Genomic DNA, 18,799 nt, shown 5'->3' with positions numbered 1-18,799 from the left:
GGCCTCTTGAGGAGCAAGCATGAGCCTACCCAACCCCGCCGAACTGATCCGGCAGATGGCCGTTGACCTTCGCGCCCACCTGCAACGCCGCGCCATCGCCGAACCGCGCTTCATCGGCATCCGCACCGGCGGCGTATGGGTGGCCCAGGCGCTGCTGGCCGAGCTGGGCAGCGATTCGCCGCTGGGCACCCTCGACGTGTCGTTCTACCGCGACGACTTCAGCCAGAACGGCCTGCACCCGCAGGTGCGCCCGTCCGAGCTGCCGTTCGAGATCGAAGGCCAGCACCTGGTACTGGTGGACGACGTGCTGATGAGCGGGCGCACCATCCGCGCCGCCCTCAACGAACTGTTCGACTATGGCCGCCCGGCCAGCGTGACCCTGGTGTGTCTGCTGGACCTGGATGCCGGCGAACTGCCGATCCGGCCAAACGTGGTGGGCGCCACCCTGTCGCTGCAAGCCCATGAACGGGTAAAATTGTCCGGCCCCGCGCCGCTCGAACTCGAGCGCCAGGACCTCGCTTCCGCTTCCGCCCTTTAAGAGTCCCCCGCGATGACGCCAATCGACGCCAAGCGCCCGCTGCAGCTCAATGACCAGGGCCAGCTGCGCCACTTCCTCTCGCTCGACGGTTTGCCCCGCGAACTGCTGACCGAAATTCTCGACACGGCCGACTCGTTTCTCGAAGTCGGCGCGCGTGCGGTCAAGAAAGTCCCGCTGCTGCGCGGCAAGACCGTGTGCAACGTGTTCTTCGAGAACTCCACGCGTACCCGCACCACCTTCGAACTGGCCGCCCAGCGGCTGTCGGCCGACGTGATCACGCTGAACGTGTCGACCTCCTCCACCAGCAAGGGCGAGACCCTGTTCGACACCCTGCGCAACCTTGAAGCCATGGCCGCCGACATGTTCGTAGTGCGCCACGCCGACTCGGGCGCCGCGCACTTCATCGCCGAGCACGTGTGCCCGGAGGTGGCGATCATCAACGGTGGCGACGGGCGCCATGCGCACCCGACCCAGGGCATGCTCGACATGCTGACCATTCGTCGCCACAAGGGCGGCTTCGAGAACCTCTCGGTGGCCATCGTCGGCGACATCCTGCACTCGCGGGTGGCGCGCTCGAACATGCTCGCGCTGAAAACCCTGGGTTGCCCGGACATCCGCGTGATCGGCCCCAAGACCCTGCTGCCGATCGGCATCGAGCAGTACGGCGTGAAGGTCTACACCGACCTGGAGCAAGGCCTGAAGGACGTCGACGTGGTGATCATGCTGCGCCTGCAGCGTGAGCGCATGACCGGCGGCCTGCTGCCCAGCGAGGGCGAGTTCTACCGCCTGTTCGGCCTGACCACCGCACGCCTGGCCGGGGCCAAGCCCGATGCCATCGTGATGCACCCCGGCCCGATCAACCGTGGCGTGGAAATCGAGTCGGCCGTGGCCGACGGCGCCCACTCGGTGATCCTCAACCAGGTCACCTACGGCATCGCCGTGCGCATGGCGGTGTTGTCCATGGCCATGAGCGGGCAGACCGCGCAACGTCAATTCGAGCAGGAGAACGCCCAGTGAGCCTGAGTATCCTCGGCGCCCGTGTCATCGACCCAACCAGCGGCCTGGACCAGGTCGGCGACCTGCACATCGACGCCGGCAAGATCGTCGCCATCGGCGCTGCCCCGGCCGGCTTCAAGCCCGCCCGTACCCTGGACGCCACCGGCCTGGTGGCCGCGCCCGGCCTGGTCGACCTGAGCGTTGCCCTGCGCGAGCCCGGCTACAGCCGCAAGGGCAGCATCGCCAGCGAAACCCGCGCCGCCGCCGCCGGTGGCGTGACCAGCCTGTGCTGCCCGCCGCAGACCCGGCCGGTGCTCGACACCTCGGCAGTCACCGAGCTGATCCTGGACCGCGCCCGTGAAGCCGGGCACAGCAAGGTGTACCCGATCGGCGCCTTGAGCAAGGGCCTGGAAGGCGAGCAACTGGCCGAGCTGATCGCCCTGCGCGATGCCGGCTGCGTGGCCTTCGGCAACGGCCTGAACAGCTTCACCAACACCCGCACCCTGGCCCGCGCGCTGGACTACGCGGCCACCTTCGACCTGACGGTGATCTTCCATTCCCAGGACCGCGACCTGGCCCAGGGCGGCCTCGCCCACGAGGGCGCGATGGCCAGCTTCCTCGGCCTGCCGGGCATTCCGGAAACCGCCGAGACCGTGGCCCTGGCCCGCGACCTGCTGCTGGTGGAACAGACCGGCGTGCGTGCGCACTTCAGCCAGCTGACCAGCGCCCGGGGTGCCAAGCTGATCGAACAGGCCCAGGCCCGCGGCCTGCCGGTGACGGCGGATGTGGCGCTGTACCAGTTGATCCTCACCGACGAGGCGCTGCGCGACTTCTCCAGCCTGTACCACGTGCAACCGCCGCTGCGCACCCGCGCCGACCGCGACGGCCTGCGTGATGCGGTCAAGCGGGGCGTGATCCAGGCGATTTCCAGCCATCACCAGCCGCATGAGCGCGACGCCAAGCTGGCGCCGTTCGGTGCCACCGAACCAGGCATCAGCAGCGTCGAGTTGCTGCTGCCGCTGGCGATGACACTGGTCGAGGACGGCCTGCTCGACCTGGCAACCTTGTTGCAGCGTTTGTCTGCAGGCCCTGCGGCGGCCCTGCGCCTGCCGGCCGGGCAGTTGCAGGTGGGTGCGGCGGCAGACCTGGTGCTGTTCGACCCGCAGGCCTCGACCGTGGCTGGCGAACAATGGCGCTCCAAGGGCGAAAACTGCCCGTTCATCGGGCACTGCCTGCCGGGTGCGGTGCGTTACACCCTGGTTGACGGGCACATCAGCCACGAAGCCTGAGTCAAACCCTTCGCCGGCAAGGCCGGCTCCTACCGGTAGGAGCCGGCTTGCCGGCGAAGGGGCCGCAAAGGTTGAAATCTTTCCCCCCACCCCCATATGAGTCTGCATCAGGCATTTTCGCCTCGCTGCGTGGAGACTCTCCCTTGACCACCATCGTTTCAGTTCGTCGCCACGGCAAAGTCGTCATGGGCGGCGACGGCCAGGTTTCCCTCGGCAATACCGTGATGAAAGGCAACGCCAAGAAGGTTCGTCGCCTGTACCACGGCCAGGTCATCGCCGGCTTCGCCGGTGCCACCGCCGACGCCTTCACCCTGTTCGAGCGCTTCGAAGGCCAGCTCGAAAAACACCAGGGCCACCTCATTCGCGCCGCCGTCGAGCTGGCCAAGGAATGGCGTACCGACCGCTCGCTGAGCCGTCTGGAAGCCATGCTGGCCGTGGCCAACAAGGACGCCTCCTTGATCATCACCGGCAACGGTGACGTCGTCGAACCCGAAGACGGCCTGATCGCCATGGGTTCCGGCGGCGCCTACGCCCAGGCCGCCGCACGCGCCCTGCTGCAGAAAACCGACCTGTCGGCTCGCGAAATCGCCGAGACCGCACTGAACATCGCCGGCGACATCTGCGTGTTCACCAACCACAACCTGACCATCGAGGAGCAGGACCTGGCCGAGTAATTCAGCTGTTCTGGCGCCCGACCCGACGGTCGGGCTTTTCCACGCTGAACACTTGCCCACAGGACCATCGACCATTATGTCCATGACCCCCCGCGAAATCGTCCACGAACTCAACCGCCACATCATCGGCCAGGACGATGCCAAGCGCGCCGTCGCCATCGCCCTGCGCAACCGCTGGCGCCGCATGCAGCTGCCCGAAGAGCTGCGCGTGGAAGTCACCCCCAAGAACATCCTGATGATCGGCCCCACCGGCGTGGGCAAGACCGAAATCGCCCGTCGCCTGGCCAAGCTGGCCAACGCGCCGTTCATCAAGGTCGAAGCCACCAAGTTCACCGAAGTGGGCTATGTGGGCCGTGACGTCGAGTCGATCATCCGCGACCTGGCCGACGCCGCGATCAAGCTGCTGCGCGAGCAGGAGATCGTGCGCGTGCGCCACCGTGCCGAAGACGCCGCCGAAGAGCGCATCCTCGATGCGCTGCTGCCTCCGGCCCGCACCGGCTTCAACGAAGACCCGGTCAACAGCAGCGATTCCAACACCCGCCAGCTGTTCCGCAAGCGCCTGCGTGAAGGCCAGCTGGACGACAAGGAAATCGAGATCGAGGTGGCCGAAGCGGTCGGCGTCGACATTTCCGCGCCGCCGGGCATGGAAGAAATGACCAACCAGCTGCAGAACCTGTTCGCCAACATGGGCAAGGGCAAGAAAAAGAGCCGCAAGCTCAAGGTCAAGGAAGCGCTCAAGCTGGTGCGCGACGAGGAAGCCGGGCGCCTGGTCAACGAGGAAGAACTCAAGGCCAAGGCCCTCGAGGCGGTCGAGCAGCACGGTATCGTGTTCATCGACGAGATCGACAAGGTAGCCAAGCGCGGCAACGTCGGTGGCGCCGATGTGTCCCGTGAAGGCGTGCAGCGCGATCTGCTGCCGCTGATCGAAGGTTGCACGGTCAATACCAAGCTGGGCATGGTCAAGACCGACCACATCCTGTTCATCGCCTCCGGTGCGTTCCACCTGAGCAAGCCGAGCGACCTGGTGCCCGAGCTGCAGGGTCGTCTGCCGATCCGTGTCGAACTCAAGGCCCTGAGCCCGGAAGACTTCGAGCGCATCCTCAGCGAACCGCATGCCTCGCTCACCGAGCAGTACCGCGAGCTGCTCAAGACCGAGGGGCTGAACATCGAGTTCGCTGCCGACGGCATCAAGCGCCTGGCCGAGATCGCCTGGCAGGTCAACGAGAAGACCGAGAACATCGGTGCCCGTCGCCTGCACACACTGCTCGAGCGCCTGCTCGAAGAGGTGTCGTTCAGCGCCGGCGACCTGGCCAGCGCCCACAGCGAAGCGCCGATCCGCATCGACGCCGAGTACGTCAACAGCCACCTGGGCGAATTGGCACAGAACGAAGATCTGTCGCGCTACATTCTGTAGCTCAGCGCCAAGCGGCGAGCTGCAGGCCGGAGGTGCTGGACGCCTTCTCCTGCAGCTTGTAGCTTGCAGCTTGAAGCCCAAGAGCCTTATAGCCATGCCCCGTCTGCCTACCGCCATCAATCTGCACAAAGCCTCCAAGACCCTGAGCCTGACCTACGGGCCCGACGAGGTGTATCACCTGCCCGCCGAATTTCTGCGCGTGCACTCCCCTTCCGCCGAGGTCCAGGGCCACGGCAATCCGATCTTACAATTTGGCAAGCTCGGCGTCGGCCTGAGCCAGCTCGAGCCCGCCGGGCAGTACGCGCTCAAGCTCACCTTCGACGACGGCCACGACAGCGGCCTGTTCACCTGGGAATACCTCGAACAGCTGTGCCTGCGCCAGGACCAGCTGTGGGCCGAGTACCTCGACGAACTGGCCAAGGCCGGCAAATCCCGCGACCCTTCCGAGTCGATCGTCAAGCTGATGCTCTAGCCCGGCACTCCGGCGTTTTAGAGCGCATTTTCTAATTCTATTTGCTTGAATGCCCGTGCGCCGGCCAGCGATTGGCCGGCTTGCGCATTCCATGAAAGTCGGGTAACCAATGGATATGGCAAGTACCCTGCATGGGCGGGTTGATGCAGGGTCTGGCCGGTATGCCGAGGTCGCGAGCGAAAGCAGGTTGTCTTCACACGCATAAACCCGCAGGGCTCATCACCGTCGCGCATCCGGTCGCAGGACCGCAGTTCGTTATCACTGGTCACCCGAGCAGTAGTACCGGGCATTCGTCTGTGCAACGCCCACAGCCCAGCCGGTACTCGTCTCAGGACAACGGAGCGTCGTAGATGAGTAACAAGAACAACGATGACCTGCAGCGCCAAGCCTCTGAAAACACCCTGGGCCTGAGCCCCATCATTGGCCTGCGCCGAAAGGATTTGCTGTCTTCGGCCCGGATGGTGCTGCGTCAGGCCATCAAGCAACCGCTGCACAGTGCCAAGCACGTCGCACATTTCGGCCTGCAGCTCAAGGACGTGATCTTCGGCAAGTCCGGCCTGCAGCCGGAGGGCGACGACCGCCGCTTCAGCGACCCGGCCTGGAGCCAGAACCCGCTGTACCGCCGCTACCTGCAGACCTACCTGGCCTGGCGCAAGGAACTGCACGACTGGATCGGCAACAGCAACCTGTCGGAGCAGGACATCAGCCGCGCGCACTTCGTCATCAACCTGATGACCGAGGCCATGGCCCCCACCAACAGCGCGGCCAACCCGGCAGCGGTCAAGCGGTTCTTCGAAACCGGTGGCAAGAGCCTGCTCGACGGCCTGTCGCACCTGGCCAAGGACATGGTGCACAACGGCGGCATGCCCAGCCAGGTCAACATGGACGCCTTCGAGGTGGGCAAGAACCTGGCCACCACCGAGGGCGCCGTGGTGTTTCGCAACGACGTGCTGGAGCTGATCCAGTACCGCCCGATCACCGAGCAGGTGCACGAAAAGCCGCTGCTGGTGGTACCGCCGCAGATCAACAAGTTCTACGTCTTCGACCTCAGCCCGGAAAAGAGCCTGGCGCGCTTCTGCCTGCGCTCCACGGTGCAGACCTTCATCGTGAGCTGGCGCAACCCCAACAAGTCCCAGCGCGAGTGGGGCCTGTCGACCTATATCGATGCGCTCAAGGAGGCCGTCGATGTGGTGCTGGCAATCACCGGCAGCAAGGACCTGAACATGCTCGGTGCCTGCTCCGGCGGCATCACCTGCACCGCGCTGGTGGGCCACTACGCGGCACTGGGCGAGAAGAAGGTCAATGCCCTGACCCTGCTGGTGAGCGTGCTCGACACCACCCTCGACACCCAGGTGGCGCTGTTCGTCGACGAGCAGACCCTGGAATCGGCCAAGCGCCATTCCTACCAGGCCGGTGTGCTCGAAGGCCGCGACATGGCCAAGGTGTTCGCCTGGATGCGCCCCAACGACCTGATCTGGAACTACTGGGTCAACAACTACCTGCTCGGCAACGAGCCGCCGGTGTTCGACATCCTGTTCTGGAACAACGACACCACGCGCCTGCCCGCCGCCTTCCACGGCGACCTGATCGAAATGTTCAAGAACAACCCGCTGGTGCGCCCCGGTGCACTGGAAGTGTGCGGCACGCCGATCGACCTGAGCCAGGTCACCACCGACATCTTCAGCGTGGCCGGCACCAACGATCACATCACCCCATGGAAGTCCTGCTACAAGTCGGCGCAGCTGTTCGGCGGCAAGGTCGAGTTCCTGCTGTCCAACAGCGGGCATATCCAGAGCATCCTCAACCCGCCGGGCAACCCCAAGTCGCGCTACATGACCAGCAGCGAGATGCCGGCCCAGGCCGACGACTGGCAGGAGAACTCCACCAAGCACACCGATTCCTGGTGGCTGTACTGGCAGGCGTGGCTGGCCGAGCGCTCCGGCGCACTCAAGCCGGCACCCGCCAAGCTGGGCAACAAGGCCTACCCGAGCGCCGAAGCGTCGCCCGGCACCTACGTCCACGAACGCTGAAAACACCCGGCGCCGCCACAGGCAAGGCGGCGCTGCTACTCACGACAGGGCTCGCGCATGCCGCAACCGTACCTCTTCAGAACCGTCGAGCTCGATGGCCAGTCCATCCGCACGGCCGTTCGCCCCGGCAAGCCGCACCTCACGCCGCTGCTGATCTTCAACGGTATCGGCGCCAACCTGGAGCTGGTGTTCCCGTTCATCGATGCGCTGGACCCGGACCTTGAAGTGATCGCCTTCGACGTACCCGGCGTGGGCGGTTCGTCGACACCGCGCCGGCCCTACCGCTTCCCCGGGCTGGCCAAGCTGACGGCGCGCATGCTCGACTACCTCGACTACGGGCAGGTCAATGCCATCGGCGTGTCGTGGGGCGGAGCGCTGGCCCAGCAGTTCGCCCACGATTACCCCGAGCGCTGCAAGAAGCTGGTGCTGGCGGCCACCGCCGCCGGTGCGGTGATGGTGCCGGGCAAGCCACGGGTGCTGTGGCTGATGGCCAGCCCCAGGCGCTACATACAGCCGTCCCACGTGATCCGCATCGCCCCGGAAATCTATGGCGGGGCCTTTCGCCGCGACCCGAACCTGGCCGCGTCGCATGCGGCCAAGGTGCGTTCCTCGGGCAAGCTGGGCTATTACTGGCAGCTGTTCGCCGGCATGGGCTGGACCAGCATCCACTGGCTGCACAAGATCCAGCAGCCGACCCTGGTGCTGGCAGGCGACGACGACCCGCTGATCCCGCTGATCAATATGCGCCTGCTGGCCTGGCGAATTCCCAATGCCCAGCTACACATAATCGACGACGGTCACTTGTTCCTGATCACCCGGGCCGAAGCCGTTGCCCCGATCATCATGAAATTCCTGCAGCAGGAGCGCCAACGCGCCGTCATGCATCCACGGCCCGCCCCGAGCGCTTGAGCACCTCTATCGCTTGCACCCCCGGCAGGAGCGCCGGGCATGTCAGCGCCAGTTCGGGTTGGTGTCGCTCTTGCATTGAAACATTGGTTGATGGCCTGACGACGGAGTGTTGCCTGGATGAAAGACAAGCCCGCGAAGCCCGGGGTACCGACCCCCGCTGCCTATCTCAACGTGCGCAGCGCCATCAGTGGCCTGCGCGGTCGCGACCTGCTGTCGACGGTGCACCAGCTGGGGCGCCACGGCCTGCGTCACCCGCTGCACACGGCGCGCCACCTGCTGGCGCTGGGTGGCCAGCTGGGGCGCGTGATGCTGGGCGATACCCCCTACCAGCCCTCGCCACGCGACACCCGCTTCAACGACCCGGCCTGGCAGCTCAACCCGCTGTACCGACGCGGCCTGCAGGCCTACCTGGCCTGGCAGCAGCAGACCTGCCAGTGGATCGACGAGAGCCAGCTGGACGACGATGACCGCGCCCGCGCGCACTTCGTGTTCTCGCTGCTCAACGATGCAATGTCGCCCAGCAACACCCTGCTCAACCCGGCGGCGGTCAAGGAGCTGCTGAACTCCGGCGGGCTGAGCCTGGTGCGCGGCTTGAACCACCTGCTCGACGACCTGCGCCACAACGACGGCCTGCCACGCCAGGTCAACCCGGACGCCTTCGAGGTGGGCAGGAACCTGGCCAGCACCGCCGGCGCGGTGGTGTTTCGCAACGAGCTGCTGGAGCTGATCCAGTACCGCCCGATGAGCGAAAAACAGTACGCCCGGCCCCTGCTGGTGGTGCCGCCGCAGATCAACAAGTTCTACATCTTCGACCTCAGCCCGACCAACAGCTTTGTGCAGTACGCCCTCAAGAACGGCCTGCAGACCTTCATGATCAGCTGGCGCAACCCCGACGCCCGGCATCGCGAATGGGGCCTGTCGAGCTACGTGGCGGCGGTCGAGGAAGCCATGAACGTGTGCCGCTCGATCACCGGCAGCCGCGACGTCAACCTGCTTGGCGCCTGTGCCGGCGGGTTGACCATCGCGGCCCTGCAGGGTCACCTGCAGGCCAAGCGCCAGATGCGCCGGGTGCACAGCGCCACCTACCTGGTCAGCCTGCTCGACAGCCAGTTCGACAGCCCCGCCAGCCTGTTCGCCGACGAGCAGACCCTGGAGGCGGCCAAGCGCCGCTCCTACCAGCAGGGCGTGCTGGAGGGCCGCGAGATGGCACGGGTGTTCGCCTGGATGCGCCCCAACGACCTGATCTGGAACTACTTCGTCAACAACTACCTGCTGGGCAAGGCGCCCCCGGCATTCGACATCCTGTACTGGAACAACGACAACAGCCGCCTGCCGGCCGCGCTGCACGGCGATCTGCTGGACTTCTTCAAATTCAACCCGCTGACGCACGCCGACGGCCTCGAGGTATGCGGCACGCCGATCGACCTGCACAAGGTCACGGTGGACAGCTTCCACGTGGCCGGCAGCAACGACCACATCACCCCGTGGGACGCGGTGTACCGCTCGGCCCTGCTGCTGGGCGGCGAGCGGCGCTTCGTGCTGGCCAACAGCGGGCATGTGCAGAGCATCCTCAACCCACCGGGCCACCCCAAGGCGCATTTTGTCGAGAACCCCAGGCTGAGCAGCGACCCGCGGGCCTGGTACCACGATGCGCAGAAGGTCGAGGGCAGCTGGTGGCCGCAGTGGCTCGACTGGATACAGGCGCGCTCCGGTGCGCAGCGCGAAACCCGCCTGTCGTTGGGCAGCGCCAATTACCCTCCCATGGACCCCGCACCCGGCACCTACGTGCTGGTGCGCTGAGCAAGAAGAACGGATGAAGACCCGCGACCGTATCCTGGAGTGCGCCCTGCACCTGTTCAATCGTCAGGGCGAGCCGAATGTCTCGACGCTGGAAATCGCCAACGAGATGGGCATCAGCCCGGGCAACCTGTACTACCACTTCCACGGCAAGGAGCCGCTGGTGCTGGGCCTGTTCGAGCGTTTCGAGGAGGAGCTGACGCCCCTGCTCGACCCGCCCCTGGAGGTACGCCTGGATGCCGAGGACTACTGGCTGTTCCTGCACCTGATCGTGGAGCGCATGGCGCAGTACCGCTTTCTGTTCCAGGACCTGTCCAACCTTACCGGGCGCCTGCCCAAGCTGGCGCGGGGCATGCGCACCCTGCTCAATGCGCTCAAGCGCACGCTGGCGGCATTGCTGGCGAGCCTCAAGGCGCATGGGCAGGTGACCAGCGATACCCGCGCACTGGGGCAACTGGTGGAGCAGATCAGCATGACCTTGCTGTTCTCGCTGGACTACCAGCGGATTCTGGCGCGCGAGGGCGAGGTCGGGATCGTGGTGTACCAGGTGATGATGCTGGTGGCGCCGCACCTTGAGGTGGAGTCACGCCTGGCGGCGGAGCAGTTGGCCTTGAGGTACCTGGAAGGCTGAAGAGTTTCGTCGGCAAGGCCGGCTCCTACAGACGGCGCGCTACCTGTAGGAGCCGGCCTTGCCGGCGATGAGGCCAGCACAGGCACTGCACATAAAAACGCCCGGCACACAGGCCGGGCGTTTTCTGTACAGCTACCTCGAGTCAGGCCTGGCTGGCCGGGCTCGAAGGTGCTGGTGCTGCCGACGCGGCTGGCGCCGCAGTGGCCGCCGGGCTTGGCGCCGGTGCCGCACTGGCACTTGGCGCTGCCGGTTTGGCCGCTGCGGGCTTGGCTGCAGCAGGCTTGGCCGGGGCTTTCTTCACCGCTGGCTTTTTCGCTGCTGCCGGCTTGGCGGCAGGTTTTGCGGCAGGTTTGGCCGCCGCTTTCGCTGCAGGCTTGGCGGCTGCGGTTTTCGCCGCGGCCGGCTTGGCTGCTGGCTTGGCCGCTGCTGGTTTGGCCGCCGCAGTTTTGGCCACAGGCTTGGCCGCCGCTTTCGGTGCTGCCTTGGCCAGTGGCTTGGCCGGCGCCTTGGCCGAGACCGACTTGACCGAGGCACCGGTCAGTTTCTCGATCTGCTTGGTCAGGGTGTCGACCTGCTGGTGCAGTGCCTTGACCTCATTGCGGCTGGGCACGCCCAGGCGCGAGATGGCACTGTTCAGGCGCTTGTCGAAAGCCTCTTCGAGTTCGCTCCACTTGCCCAGTGCGCGGTCTTTCACGTCGCCTACGCGCGAGGTCGCAGACTTGGCACTGGCCTTGGCCGAGTTGACGCTGCCCTTGGCCTGCTTTTCAGCTTTCTCACCGTCCTTGACCAGGGTTTCGAAAAGCTTGCTGCCGTCCTGATCGATCTTGGAGTAGATACCCAAACCAGCCAGCCAGATCTTGCGGGAATACTTTTCGATCCCCCCGACCCAGGAGCTGCTCTCTTTCTCAGTTGTCTTTTTGCCAGCCATCCCGCTCTCCTTATTGTTTGCGTGCGACACGATCGAGCAACAGCGTCAGCTCTTCGAGCTTGGCAGAAAGTGCCTCCACGTCATGTTTAGACGGAATGCCGATGCGATTCAAGGCGCTGGCGACCCGTGTGTCGAAAGCCTTTTCGATTTTATCCAGCTGAACTTCGACCTTGCCCTTCACGCTGCCCAGTTCCTGCCTGGCGGACTGGATCTCGCTGTTGGCGGCATCGAGTTCGTGGTCGAGGCGTTTCTTGCCTTTTTTCTCCACGGTTTCGCCGGCCTTGACCAGCTCCTTCAGGTACTCGGCACCCTCCTGCCCGACCCGGGTGTAGGCCCCCAGGCCTGCCAGCCAGATCTTGCGCGCGTAGCCGCGCACCTCGCCCAGGGCCTTGCCCGGGGCGTCGTCGATTTTCTTCAGGGTCACTTTGGCCATGCTCTGCACCTCACGCTTGAACGGAAATGGAGTTACGCCCGTGAAAGTTGGGCTTGGGCACAAAGGTAGGGGGAAAAATTAGAATCCTCACCCTAAGGGCAGGATTTGCTGTGCAGCGAAGGCCCCTGTCGCGGGTCAAGCCCGCGCCCACAGGGCCTGCAGTGAACCTGCGGGGCCACTTGACCCTCTACAGCGGTTTCAGGCCAGGGCCTTGTCCAGGGCCCTCTCGATCTCGGCCTTGATCGTGCCGCCCATCATCGACAGCATCATCCCGAGCTTCAACTCCACCCGGATGCTGTCGTCGCCGATATCGATGCTGCCATTGGCACCGCTGCGCCTGACCTCGACCCGGTCACCGTTCCACTGCGCCTTGAGGTCGTACTCGCGGGTCAGCTTGTCCACCAGGGCTTCGGCCTTTTCCCGGGCCGCTGCGCGCCCCAGGCTGTGTTTGCGTTCGACGCTGATCTGGGTCATTCAATCAATCCTGGCTAGAAGGGCATACTCCCATTATGCCCCTGCCTCCGCCTGCGACACACCCCGCCAAGACAAATGCAGCCGCACGCCCTAGAATGGCCAGTAATTTTTTCCGGTGAAGCGATATGAACGACCAGCGCAAAGGCGAACACGCCGAACCCACCACCCACTTCGGCTACAAGGATGTCCCCGAAAGTCAGAAGGCCGAGAAAGTCGCCGAAGTCTTTCACTCGGTGGCCGCCAAGTACGACCTGATGAACGATGTGCTCTCCGGCGGCATGCACCGCCTGTGGAAGCGCTTCACCATCGAGCTGTCGGGCGTGCGCCCTGGCAACCGCGTGCTCGACATCGCCGGCGGCACCGGCGACCTGGCGCGCAAGTTCTCGCAGCTGGTCGGCCCCACCGGCCAGGTGGTACTGGCCGACATCAACGCCTCGATGCTCAAGGTCGGTCGTGACCGCCTGCTCGACAAGGGCGTGGCCGGCAACATCGAGTTCGTCCAGGCCGACGCCGAGAAGCTGCCCTTCCCCGACAACCATTTCGACTGCGTGACCATCGCCTTCGGCCTGCGCAACGTGACCCACAAGGACGACGCGATCCGCTCGATGCTGCGCGTGCTCAAGCCGGGCGGCCGCCTGCTGGTGCTGGAGTTCTCCAAGCCGACCAACAAGCTGATGTCCAAGGTCTACGATGCCTACTCGTTCGCCTTCATGCCGCTGGCCGGCAAGCTGATCACCAACGACGCGGACAGCTACCGCTACCTCGCCGAATCGATCCGCATGCACCCCGACCAGGAAACCCTCAAGGCCATGATGGTCGACGCCGGTTTCGACCGTGTCACCTACCACAACATGACCAGCGGTATCGTGGCCCTGCACCGCGGTATCAAGCCCTGATGTTGCTGGCCGGGCTGCTCGCCAGCGTCGAACACGGTCTCAACCGTGTGTTGCGCATGGACAGCACTGCGCTGCCGCGCCTGGCTGCGCTCGAGGGCAAGATCATTGCCATCGACTGCCGCCAGCCGGCGCTGCAGCTGTACATCCTGCCCGGCGATGAAGGCCTGATGCTCGCCAGCCACTGGGAAACCGAGGCCGACTGCACCCTGCGTGCGCCGGCCAGCAGCCTGCTGCAACTGGCCCTGAGCCAGGACAAGCCGGCGGTGCTGCACAGCCCGCAGGTGGAACTCGAAGGCGACAGCGCGGTGCTGCTCGACCTGGTCGGCGTGCTGCAGGACCTGGAGCTGGATTGGGAGTACGAACTCTCGCGCTGGCTCGGCCCGGTCGCCACCCAACTGATCGGCGGCCACCTGCGCAGCCGCGCGCGCTGGACCCGCCAGGGCCTGGCCAGCCTCAACCAGAACCTTGGCGAATACCTGGCCGAAGAGGCCCGCACCCTGGTCGGCCAGCGCGAGGCCGAAGCGCGCTTCGCCGAGCTCGATGCCCTGAAAATCGATGTAGAACGCCTCGAGGCACGCATTGCGCGCCTTGCCCGATCCCTTGAATCCAGCGATAACGCATGAAGCTGCTTGCCGTCCGCCGTCTGTTGCGCATCCAGCGCGTCGTGATCCGCTACCGTCTCGATGACCTGCTGTTCGACCTGCCCCTGCCCTGGTGGCTGATGACCCTGCGCTTCGCCATGCCCTGGCGCTGGCTACCGCGCAAGCCGTCGCCCCTGAGCCGTGGCGCGCGCCTGCGCCTGGCGCTGCAGGACCTGGGCCCGATCTTCATCAAGTTCGGCCAGTTGCTCTCCACCCGCCGCGACCTGCTGCCCGCCGACATCGCCGACGAGCTGATGCTGTTGCAGGACCGCGTGCCGCCCTTCGACCCGCAAAAGGCCGTGGCGCTGATCGAATCGCAGCTCGGCGCCAAGGTGGGCGAGATCTTCAGCCGCTTCGACGTCGAACCGCTGGCCTCGGCCTCGGTGGCCCAGGTGCACGCGGCGCGCCTCAAGAGCGGCGAGGAGGTGGTGGTCAAGGTGGTGCGCCCAGGCCTCAAGCCGATCATCGCGCAGGACCTGGCCTGGCTGTTCCTGATCGCCCGCGGCGCCGAGCGGGTGTCGGCCGATGCCCGCCTGCTGCACCCGGTCGAGGTGGTCAACGATTACGAGAAGACCATCTACGACGAGCTCGACCTGCTGCGCGAGGCGGCCAACGCCAGCCAGCTGCGACGCAACTTCGAAGGCTCGGAGATGATGTACGTGCCCCAGGTGTACTGGGACCTGTGCCGGCCCAAGGTGCTGGTGATGGAGCGCATCTATGGCGTGCAGGTCACTGACCTTGCCACCCTGGCCGACCAGCGCACCGACATGAAGCTGCTGGCCGAGCGCGGCGTCGAGATCTTCTTCACCCAGGTGTTTCGCGACAGCTTCTTCCACGCCGACATGCACCCGGGCAACATCTTCGTCAGCACCGTCAAGCCGTGGAGCCCGCAGTACATCGCGATCGACTGCGGCATCGTGGGCAGCCTCACCCCCGAGGACCAGGACTACCTGGCACGCAACCTGTTCGCCTTCTTCAAGCGTGACTACCGTCGCGTGGCCCAGTTGCACATCGACTCGGGCTGGGTACCGGCGCAGACCAAGCTCAACGAATTCGAAGCAGCGATCCGCACAGTGTGCGAGCCGATCTTCGAAAAACCGTTAAAGGATATTTCCTTCGGCCAGGTGCTGATGCGCCTGTTCCAGACCGCGCGGCGCTTCAACATGGAAGTGCAGCCGCAACTGGTGCTGCTGCAGAAGACCCTGCTCAACATCGAGGGCCTGGGCCGTCAGCTGTACCCTGACCTGGACCTGTGGAGCACCGCCCAGCCATTTCTGGAGCGCTGGATGCGCGAGCGGGTCAGCCCGAAAAACGTGCTGCAGAACCTGCACAGCCAGGTCGAGCAACTGCCGCACCTGGCCGGCATGACCCGCGACCTGCTCGAACGCATGTCGCAACCGCACCTGAACGACCCGCCGCCACCCTGGCAGCAGCGCGATCGCTGGGCCCTGCGCCTGCTCGGTGCCGGCCTGCTGGCGGGCGGTGCAACCCTCGCCGCAGGTGCCGTGAGCCTCAGCGCCCCGGCAGCCTGGCCGGCCTGGCTGATGCTGGCCGGGGGCCTTTACCTGATCGTGCGCCGATAGCCAGCCTGCTGCGTGGCTGGCACACTAGCAGGTGGCATCGGTGCGGGACCGTGGCCTATTTTGGAGTCGAACATGAAAGACTGGCTGGACGAGATCAACTGGAACAGCGATGGCCTGGTACCGGCGATCGCCCAGGACCACAAGACCGGGCGCGTGCTGATGATGGCCTGGATGAACCGCGAGGCCCTGAGCCTGACTGCCGCCGAGCAGCGCGCCATCTACTGGTCGCGTTCGCGTGGCAAACTGTGGCGCAAGGGCGAGGAGTCCGGCCACGTACAGAAGCTGCATGAAATGCGCCTGGACTGCGACGCCGACGTGATCATCCTGATGGTCGAGCAACTGGGCCACATCGCCTGCCATACCGGCCGTGAAAGCTGCTTCTACCGCGTGTACGAGAACGGCGCGTGGAAGACCGTCGACCCGGTACTCAAAGACCCGCATGCCATCTACAGCGCAGGACACTGACATGAGCGACACCCTGATCCGCCTGGCCGAAGTGCTCGAATCGCGCAAGGGCGCGGCCCCCGACACCTCGTACGTGGCCAGCCTGTACCACAAGGGCCTGAACAAGATCCTGGAAAAGGTCGGCGAGGAATCGGTCGAGACCATCATCGCCGCCAAGGACGCCGCCGTCAGTGGCGAATGCAGCGATGTCATCTACGAGACCGCCGACCTGTGGTTCCATAGCATGGTCATGCTCGCCGCCCTGGGCCAGCACCCGCAGGCCGTGCTGGACGAACTGGACCGCCGCTTCGGCCTGTCCGGGCACGACGAGAAGGCCGCCCGCCAGCCGTCGGCCTAACGAATTCAATCGAGGATTGCACCATGGGTATTTTTGACTGGAAACACTGGATCGTCCTGCTGGTGGTGGTTGTACTGGTGTTCGGTACCAAGAAACTGAAAAACCTGGGCAGCGACCTGGGCGAATCGATCAAGGGCTTCAAGAAGGCCATGAACGAAGAGGAAGACAAGCCGGAGCAGCCCACCGTACAGCCTGCCCAGCCAACCCCGCCGCCCGCCGCTGCACCGCTGAACCAGCCGCAGACCTTCGATGGCCAGGCGCACAAGGTCGAAGAGCCGACCAGGAAAGAGTGAACACATGTTCGGGATCAGCTTCAGTGAGTTGTTGCTTGTCGGCCTGGTGGCCCTGCTGGTGCTCGGCCCCGAGCGCCTGCCGGGCGCTGCACGTACCGCCGGGCTGTGGATCGGCCGACTGAAACGCAGCTTCAACGCGATCAAGAACGAGGTGGAGCGCGAGATCGGTGCCGACGATATCCGGCGTCAGCTGCACAACGAGCACATCCTCTCCATGGAGCAGGAAGCCCGGCGCATCCTCAACCCGCAATCGGTACAGCCCGATCCGGCGCACACCCCCGGCGCGGAGCCAGCCGCCACCGCCACCGAGGCTGCGCCGGCGCCTGCACCAGAACCTGTGACTGCACCGACACCTGCACCTGCACCTGCCGTCGAAGCAGCACCGCCCACCGAACCGACACAGCCGCCGCGAGCCCCATGAGCGAAATCCCGGAAAACGACCAGCCGATGCCGCTGGTCTCGCACCTTACCGAGCTGCGCACGCGCCTGTTGCGCTGCGTCGCGGTCATCTTCGTGATCTTCGCCGGCCTGTTCGCCTTCGCCCAGCAGATCTACACCCTGGTCTCGGCACCGTTGCGCGCCCACCTGCCGGCCAACGCCACGATGATCGCCACCGACGTGGCCTCGCCGTTCCTCACGCCATTCAAGCTGACCATGATCGTCTCGCTGTTCCTGGCGATCCCGGTGATCCTGCACCAGATCTGGGGGTTCATCGCCCCCGGCCTGTACCGCCATGAAAAACGCATCGCAGTGCCGTTGCTGGTGTCGAGCATCTTCCTGTTCTATGCCGGCATGGCCTTCGCGTACTTCCTGGTATTCCCGCTGATCTTCGGTTTCTTCGCCAGCGCCACGCCCGAAGGCGTGTCGATGATGACCGACATCGCCAGCTACCTCGACTTCGTCATGACCCTGTTCTTCGCCTTCGGCGTGGCCTTCGAGATCCCGGTGGCGGTGATCCTGCTGGTGTGGATCGGCGTGGTCGACGTGAAGTACCTGAAGAAGATCCGCCCCTACGTCATCATCGGCTGCTTCGTGGTCGGCATGGTGCTGACCCCGCCGGACATCTTCTCGCAGACCCTGCTGGCCGTGCCGATGTGGTTGCTGTTCGAAGTCGGCGTGCTGTTCGGCGGGCTGATCCGCAAGCGCAGTGCCCCGGTGCAGGCCGACGAGCCTGACGACCAGCCGCCAGCCACCCAGCCGTGAACCTGCTGCTGCTCGAGGAGGCCGACTTCGTCGCGGCCGACCGTGTGGTGCTGGGCGACCGGCGCTTTACCCACATGCAGGAGATCCACCGCGTGGCGGTGGGCGACACCCTGCGCGTGGGACGCCTGGGGGGGCTGATGGGGCAGGCCGTGGTGCTGCGCCTGGAGGGCCATGAAGCCGAACTGTCGGTCGAGTTCACCCAGCCGCCGCCGGCCAAGCTGCCGCTGACCCTGGTGCTGGCCCTGCCGCGCCCGAAGATGCTGCGCCGGGTGTTCCAGACCGTGGCCACCATGGGCGTGGGCAAGCTCATCCTGGTCAACAGCTACCGGGTCGAGAAGAGCTTCTGGCAAACCCCCTTCCTGGAGCCTGCGGCAATACGCGAGCAACTGGTGCTGGGCCTGGAGCAGGCGCGCGACACCGTGCTGCCCGAGGTGGTGATCGAGAAGCGCTTCAAGCCCTTCGTCGAAGATCGCCTGCCAGCGATTGCCGAGGGTACCCTGGGCCTGGTCGGCCACCCTGGCAACCACCCGCCCTGCCCGCGCGCATTGACCGAGCCGGTGACCCTGGCGATCGGCCCGGAAGGTGGCTGGATCCCGTATGAGGTCGAGCTGCTGGGCAAGGCCGGGCTGAACCCGGTACAGCTGGGCGAGCGCATCCTGCGCGTGGAGACGGCGGTCACCGCCCTGCTGGCGCGGTTGTTCTAGCACCGCGTCCGCTGCTGTGCGTAGGACCCGGCCTTGACGGCGACGCCTTTCACACACACCTTCAGTTTTGTGACCCCAGGCCGATGCATTGG

22 protein-coding genes are annotated in these 18,799 nt (G+C 65.4%); 19 read left to right on the top strand and 3 right to left on the bottom strand.

The window, feature by feature from the left end; translation table 11 throughout:
* Nucleotides 1-19 precede the first annotated feature (19 nt).
* The 10 genes from pyrR to N0B28_RS01765 all read left to right on the top strand — a co-directional run bounded on the left by pyrR (nucleotide 20) and on the right by N0B28_RS01765 (nucleotide 10,750).
* A complete protein-coding gene (pyrR, locus tag N0B28_RS01810) occupies nucleotides 20-538 on the top strand; it encodes a bifunctional pyr operon transcriptional regulator/uracil phosphoribosyltransferase PyrR (protein WP_054915766.1) in 519 nt (172 codons plus the stop codon).
* 12 nt (nucleotides 539-550) lie between these two features.
* Entirely contained in the window at nucleotides 551-1,555 is a 1,005-nt protein-coding gene (locus N0B28_RS01805) for an aspartate carbamoyltransferase catalytic subunit (protein WP_043862147.1), read from the top strand.
* A complete protein-coding gene (locus N0B28_RS01800) occupies nucleotides 1,552-2,823 on the top strand; it encodes a dihydroorotase (protein ID WP_043862148.1) in 1,272 nt (423 codons plus the stop codon). Before N0B28_RS01805 ends, N0B28_RS01800 begins: the two co-directional genes overlap by 4 nt.
* A 143-nt stretch (nucleotides 2,824-2,966) precedes the next feature.
* Entirely contained in the window at nucleotides 2,967-3,497 is a 531-nt protein-coding gene (hslV, locus tag N0B28_RS01795; RefSeq protein ID WP_028945572.1) for an ATP-dependent protease subunit HslV, read from the top strand.
* 76 nt (nucleotides 3,498-3,573) lie between these two features.
* A complete protein-coding gene (gene hslU / locus N0B28_RS01790) occupies nucleotides 3,574-4,911 on the top strand; it encodes an ATP-dependent protease ATPase subunit HslU (protein WP_054915767.1) in 1,338 nt (445 codons plus the stop codon).
* A 94-nt stretch (nucleotides 4,912-5,005) separates the two neighbouring features.
* Nucleotides 5,006-5,383 (top strand): DUF971 domain-containing protein, encoded by a 378-nt coding sequence (locus N0B28_RS01785; protein WP_043862150.1) that lies wholly within the window; start codon nucleotides 5,006-5,008, stop codon nucleotides 5,381-5,383.
* A gap of 350 nt (nucleotides 5,384-5,733) precedes the next feature.
* Nucleotides 5,734-7,413: a class II poly(R)-hydroxyalkanoic acid synthase gene (gene phaC / locus N0B28_RS01780; protein WP_043862151.1), complete on the top strand. Its 1,680-nt coding sequence runs from the start codon at nucleotides 5,734-5,736 to the stop codon at nucleotides 7,411-7,413.
* A gap of 57 nt (nucleotides 7,414-7,470) precedes the next feature.
* On the top strand, nucleotides 7,471-8,322 hold the full coding sequence (gene phaZ / locus N0B28_RS01775; RefSeq protein ID WP_043862152.1) for a poly(3-hydroxyalkanoate) depolymerase: 852 nt from the start codon (nucleotides 7,471-7,473) through the stop codon (nucleotides 8,320-8,322).
* A 117-nt stretch (nucleotides 8,323-8,439) separates the two neighbouring features.
* Nucleotides 8,440-10,122: a class II poly(R)-hydroxyalkanoic acid synthase gene (phaC, locus tag N0B28_RS01770; RefSeq protein ID WP_078479839.1), complete on the top strand. Its 1,683-nt coding sequence runs from the start codon at nucleotides 8,440-8,442 to the stop codon at nucleotides 10,120-10,122.
* Nucleotides 10,123-10,135: 13 nt separating this feature from the next.
* On the top strand, nucleotides 10,136-10,750 hold the full coding sequence (locus tag N0B28_RS01765) for a TetR/AcrR family transcriptional regulator (RefSeq protein ID WP_043862154.1): 615 nt from the start codon (nucleotides 10,136-10,138) through the stop codon (nucleotides 10,748-10,750).
* Between the two features lie 142 nt (nucleotides 10,751-10,892).
* Here N0B28_RS01765 and N0B28_RS01760 read toward each other — a convergent pair whose 3' ends face one another.
* From N0B28_RS01760 to N0B28_RS01750, 3 genes are all read right to left on the bottom strand, one after another.
* On the bottom strand, nucleotides 10,893-11,678 hold the full coding sequence (locus tag N0B28_RS01760; protein WP_210013900.1) for a phasin family protein: 786 nt from the start codon (nucleotides 11,676-11,678) through the stop codon (nucleotides 10,893-10,895).
* Nucleotides 11,679-11,688: 10 nt separating this feature from the next.
* Nucleotides 11,689-12,111: a phasin family protein gene (locus tag N0B28_RS01755; RefSeq protein WP_043862156.1), complete on the bottom strand. Its 423-nt coding sequence runs from the start codon at nucleotides 12,109-12,111 to the stop codon at nucleotides 11,689-11,691.
* 198 nt (nucleotides 12,112-12,309) lie between these two features.
* Nucleotides 12,310-12,585, bottom strand: coding sequence for a polyhydroxyalkanoic acid system family protein (locus N0B28_RS01750; protein ID WP_043862157.1), 276 nt, complete (start codon nucleotides 12,583-12,585; stop codon nucleotides 12,310-12,312).
* Nucleotides 12,586-12,710: 125 nt separating this feature from the next.
* Between N0B28_RS01750 and ubiE the strand changes: the two genes are divergently transcribed.
* The 9 genes from ubiE (at nucleotide 12,711) to N0B28_RS01705 (ending at nucleotide 18,707) form a co-directional block, all read left to right on the top strand.
* Complete coding sequence (gene ubiE, locus N0B28_RS01745; RefSeq protein ID WP_043862158.1) at nucleotides 12,711-13,481, top strand: bifunctional demethylmenaquinone methyltransferase/2-methoxy-6-polyprenyl-1,4-benzoquinol methylase UbiE; 771 nt, start codon at nucleotides 12,711-12,713, stop codon at nucleotides 13,479-13,481.
* Nucleotides 13,481-14,104 carry an SCP2 sterol-binding domain-containing protein gene (locus tag N0B28_RS01740; protein ID WP_043862159.1) on the top strand — a complete coding sequence of 208 codons (624 nt, stop codon included), beginning with the start codon at nucleotides 13,481-13,483 and terminating at the stop codon, nucleotides 14,102-14,104. The genes ubiE and N0B28_RS01740 overlap by 1 nt, the downstream gene beginning before the upstream one ends.
* Entirely contained in the window at nucleotides 14,101-15,705 is a 1,605-nt protein-coding gene (ubiB, locus tag N0B28_RS01735) for a ubiquinone biosynthesis regulatory protein kinase UbiB (protein ID WP_043862160.1), read from the top strand. Before N0B28_RS01740 ends, ubiB begins: the two co-directional genes overlap by 4 nt.
* Nucleotides 15,706-15,777: 72 nt before the next feature.
* Nucleotides 15,778-16,170, top strand: a complete 393-nt coding sequence (gene hisI, locus N0B28_RS01730; RefSeq protein WP_043862161.1) for a phosphoribosyl-AMP cyclohydrolase — start codon at nucleotides 15,778-15,780, stop codon at nucleotides 16,168-16,170.
* A 1-nt stretch (nucleotide 16,171) separates the two neighbouring features.
* A complete protein-coding gene (locus N0B28_RS01725) occupies nucleotides 16,172-16,507 on the top strand; it encodes a phosphoribosyl-ATP diphosphatase (protein WP_043862162.1) in 336 nt (111 codons plus the stop codon).
* A 23-nt stretch (nucleotides 16,508-16,530) separates the two neighbouring features.
* Nucleotides 16,531-16,800 carry a twin-arginine translocase TatA/TatE family subunit gene (locus N0B28_RS01720; RefSeq protein ID WP_043862163.1) on the top strand — a complete coding sequence of 90 codons (270 nt, stop codon included), beginning with the start codon at nucleotides 16,531-16,533 and terminating at the stop codon, nucleotides 16,798-16,800.
* Nucleotides 16,801-16,804: 4 nt separating this feature from the next.
* On the top strand, nucleotides 16,805-17,221 hold the full coding sequence (tatB, locus tag N0B28_RS01715) for a Sec-independent protein translocase protein TatB (protein WP_043862164.1): 417 nt from the start codon (nucleotides 16,805-16,807) through the stop codon (nucleotides 17,219-17,221).
* Nucleotides 17,218-18,003 (top strand): twin-arginine translocase subunit TatC, encoded by a 786-nt coding sequence (tatC, locus tag N0B28_RS01710; protein WP_043862165.1) that lies wholly within the window; start codon nucleotides 17,218-17,220, stop codon nucleotides 18,001-18,003. The genes tatB and tatC overlap by 4 nt, the downstream gene beginning before the upstream one ends.
* On the top strand, nucleotides 18,000-18,707 hold the full coding sequence (locus N0B28_RS01705) for a 16S rRNA (uracil(1498)-N(3))-methyltransferase (protein WP_043862166.1): 708 nt from the start codon (nucleotides 18,000-18,002) through the stop codon (nucleotides 18,705-18,707). Before tatC ends, N0B28_RS01705 begins: the two co-directional genes overlap by 4 nt.
* The last annotated feature ends 92 nt before the right edge of the window (nucleotides 18,708-18,799 follow it).

It is taken from the genome of Pseudomonas sp. SD17-1 (assembly GCF_029201585.1).
Lineage (GTDB): Bacteria > Pseudomonadota > Gammaproteobacteria > Pseudomonadales > Pseudomonadaceae > Aquipseudomonas > Aquipseudomonas palmensis.
This window is presented reverse-complemented; position numbering and strand designations above follow the sequence as displayed.

Bases quoted from the DNA above. Each gene is read 5' to 3' on its own strand.
- N0B28_RS01760 (WP_210013900.1), bottom strand. From the start codon at position 11,678: ATGGCTGGCAAAAAGACAACTGAGAAAGAGAGCAGCTCCTGGGTCGGG.
- hslU (WP_054915767.1), top strand. From the start codon at position 3,574: ATGTCCATGACCCCCCGCGAAATCGTCCACGAACTCAACCGCCACATC.
- phaC (WP_078479839.1), top strand. From the start codon at position 8,440: ATGAAAGACAAGCCCGCGAAGCCCGGGGTACCGACCCCCGCTGCCTAT.
- tatC (WP_043862165.1), top strand. From the start codon at position 17,218: ATGAGCGAAATCCCGGAAAACGACCAGCCGATGCCGCTGGTCTCGCAC.
- N0B28_RS01725 (WP_043862162.1), top strand. From the start codon at position 16,172: ATGAGCGACACCCTGATCCGCCTGGCCGAAGTGCTCGAATCGCGCAAG.
- N0B28_RS01755 (WP_043862156.1), bottom strand. From the start codon at position 12,111: ATGGCCAAAGTGACCCTGAAGAAAATCGACGACGCCCCGGGCAAGGCC.
- N0B28_RS01740 (WP_043862159.1), top strand. From the start codon at position 13,481: ATGTTGCTGGCCGGGCTGCTCGCCAGCGTCGAACACGGTCTCAACCGT.
- N0B28_RS01805 (WP_043862147.1), top strand. From the start codon at position 551: ATGACGCCAATCGACGCCAAGCGCCCGCTGCAGCTCAATGACCAGGGC.
- N0B28_RS01720 (WP_043862163.1), top strand. From the start codon at position 16,531: ATGGGTATTTTTGACTGGAAACACTGGATCGTCCTGCTGGTGGTGGTT.
- N0B28_RS01765 (WP_043862154.1), top strand. From the start codon at position 10,136: ATGAAGACCCGCGACCGTATCCTGGAGTGCGCCCTGCACCTGTTCAAT.
- N0B28_RS01785 (WP_043862150.1), top strand. From the start codon at position 5,006: ATGCCCCGTCTGCCTACCGCCATCAATCTGCACAAAGCCTCCAAGACC.
- ubiB (WP_043862160.1), top strand. From the start codon at position 14,101: ATGAAGCTGCTTGCCGTCCGCCGTCTGTTGCGCATCCAGCGCGTCGTG.
- ubiE (WP_043862158.1), top strand. From the start codon at position 12,711: ATGAACGACCAGCGCAAAGGCGAACACGCCGAACCCACCACCCACTTC.
- N0B28_RS01750 (WP_043862157.1), bottom strand. From the start codon at position 12,585: ATGACCCAGATCAGCGTCGAACGCAAACACAGCCTGGGGCGCGCAGCG.
- phaC (WP_043862151.1), top strand. From the start codon at position 5,734: ATGAGTAACAAGAACAACGATGACCTGCAGCGCCAAGCCTCTGAAAAC.
- pyrR (WP_054915766.1), top strand. From the start codon at position 20: ATGAGCCTACCCAACCCCGCCGAACTGATCCGGCAGATGGCCGTTGAC.
- phaZ (WP_043862152.1), top strand. From the start codon at position 7,471: ATGCCGCAACCGTACCTCTTCAGAACCGTCGAGCTCGATGGCCAGTCC.
- tatB (WP_043862164.1), top strand. From the start codon at position 16,805: ATGTTCGGGATCAGCTTCAGTGAGTTGTTGCTTGTCGGCCTGGTGGCC.
- hisI (WP_043862161.1), top strand. From the start codon at position 15,778: ATGAAAGACTGGCTGGACGAGATCAACTGGAACAGCGATGGCCTGGTA.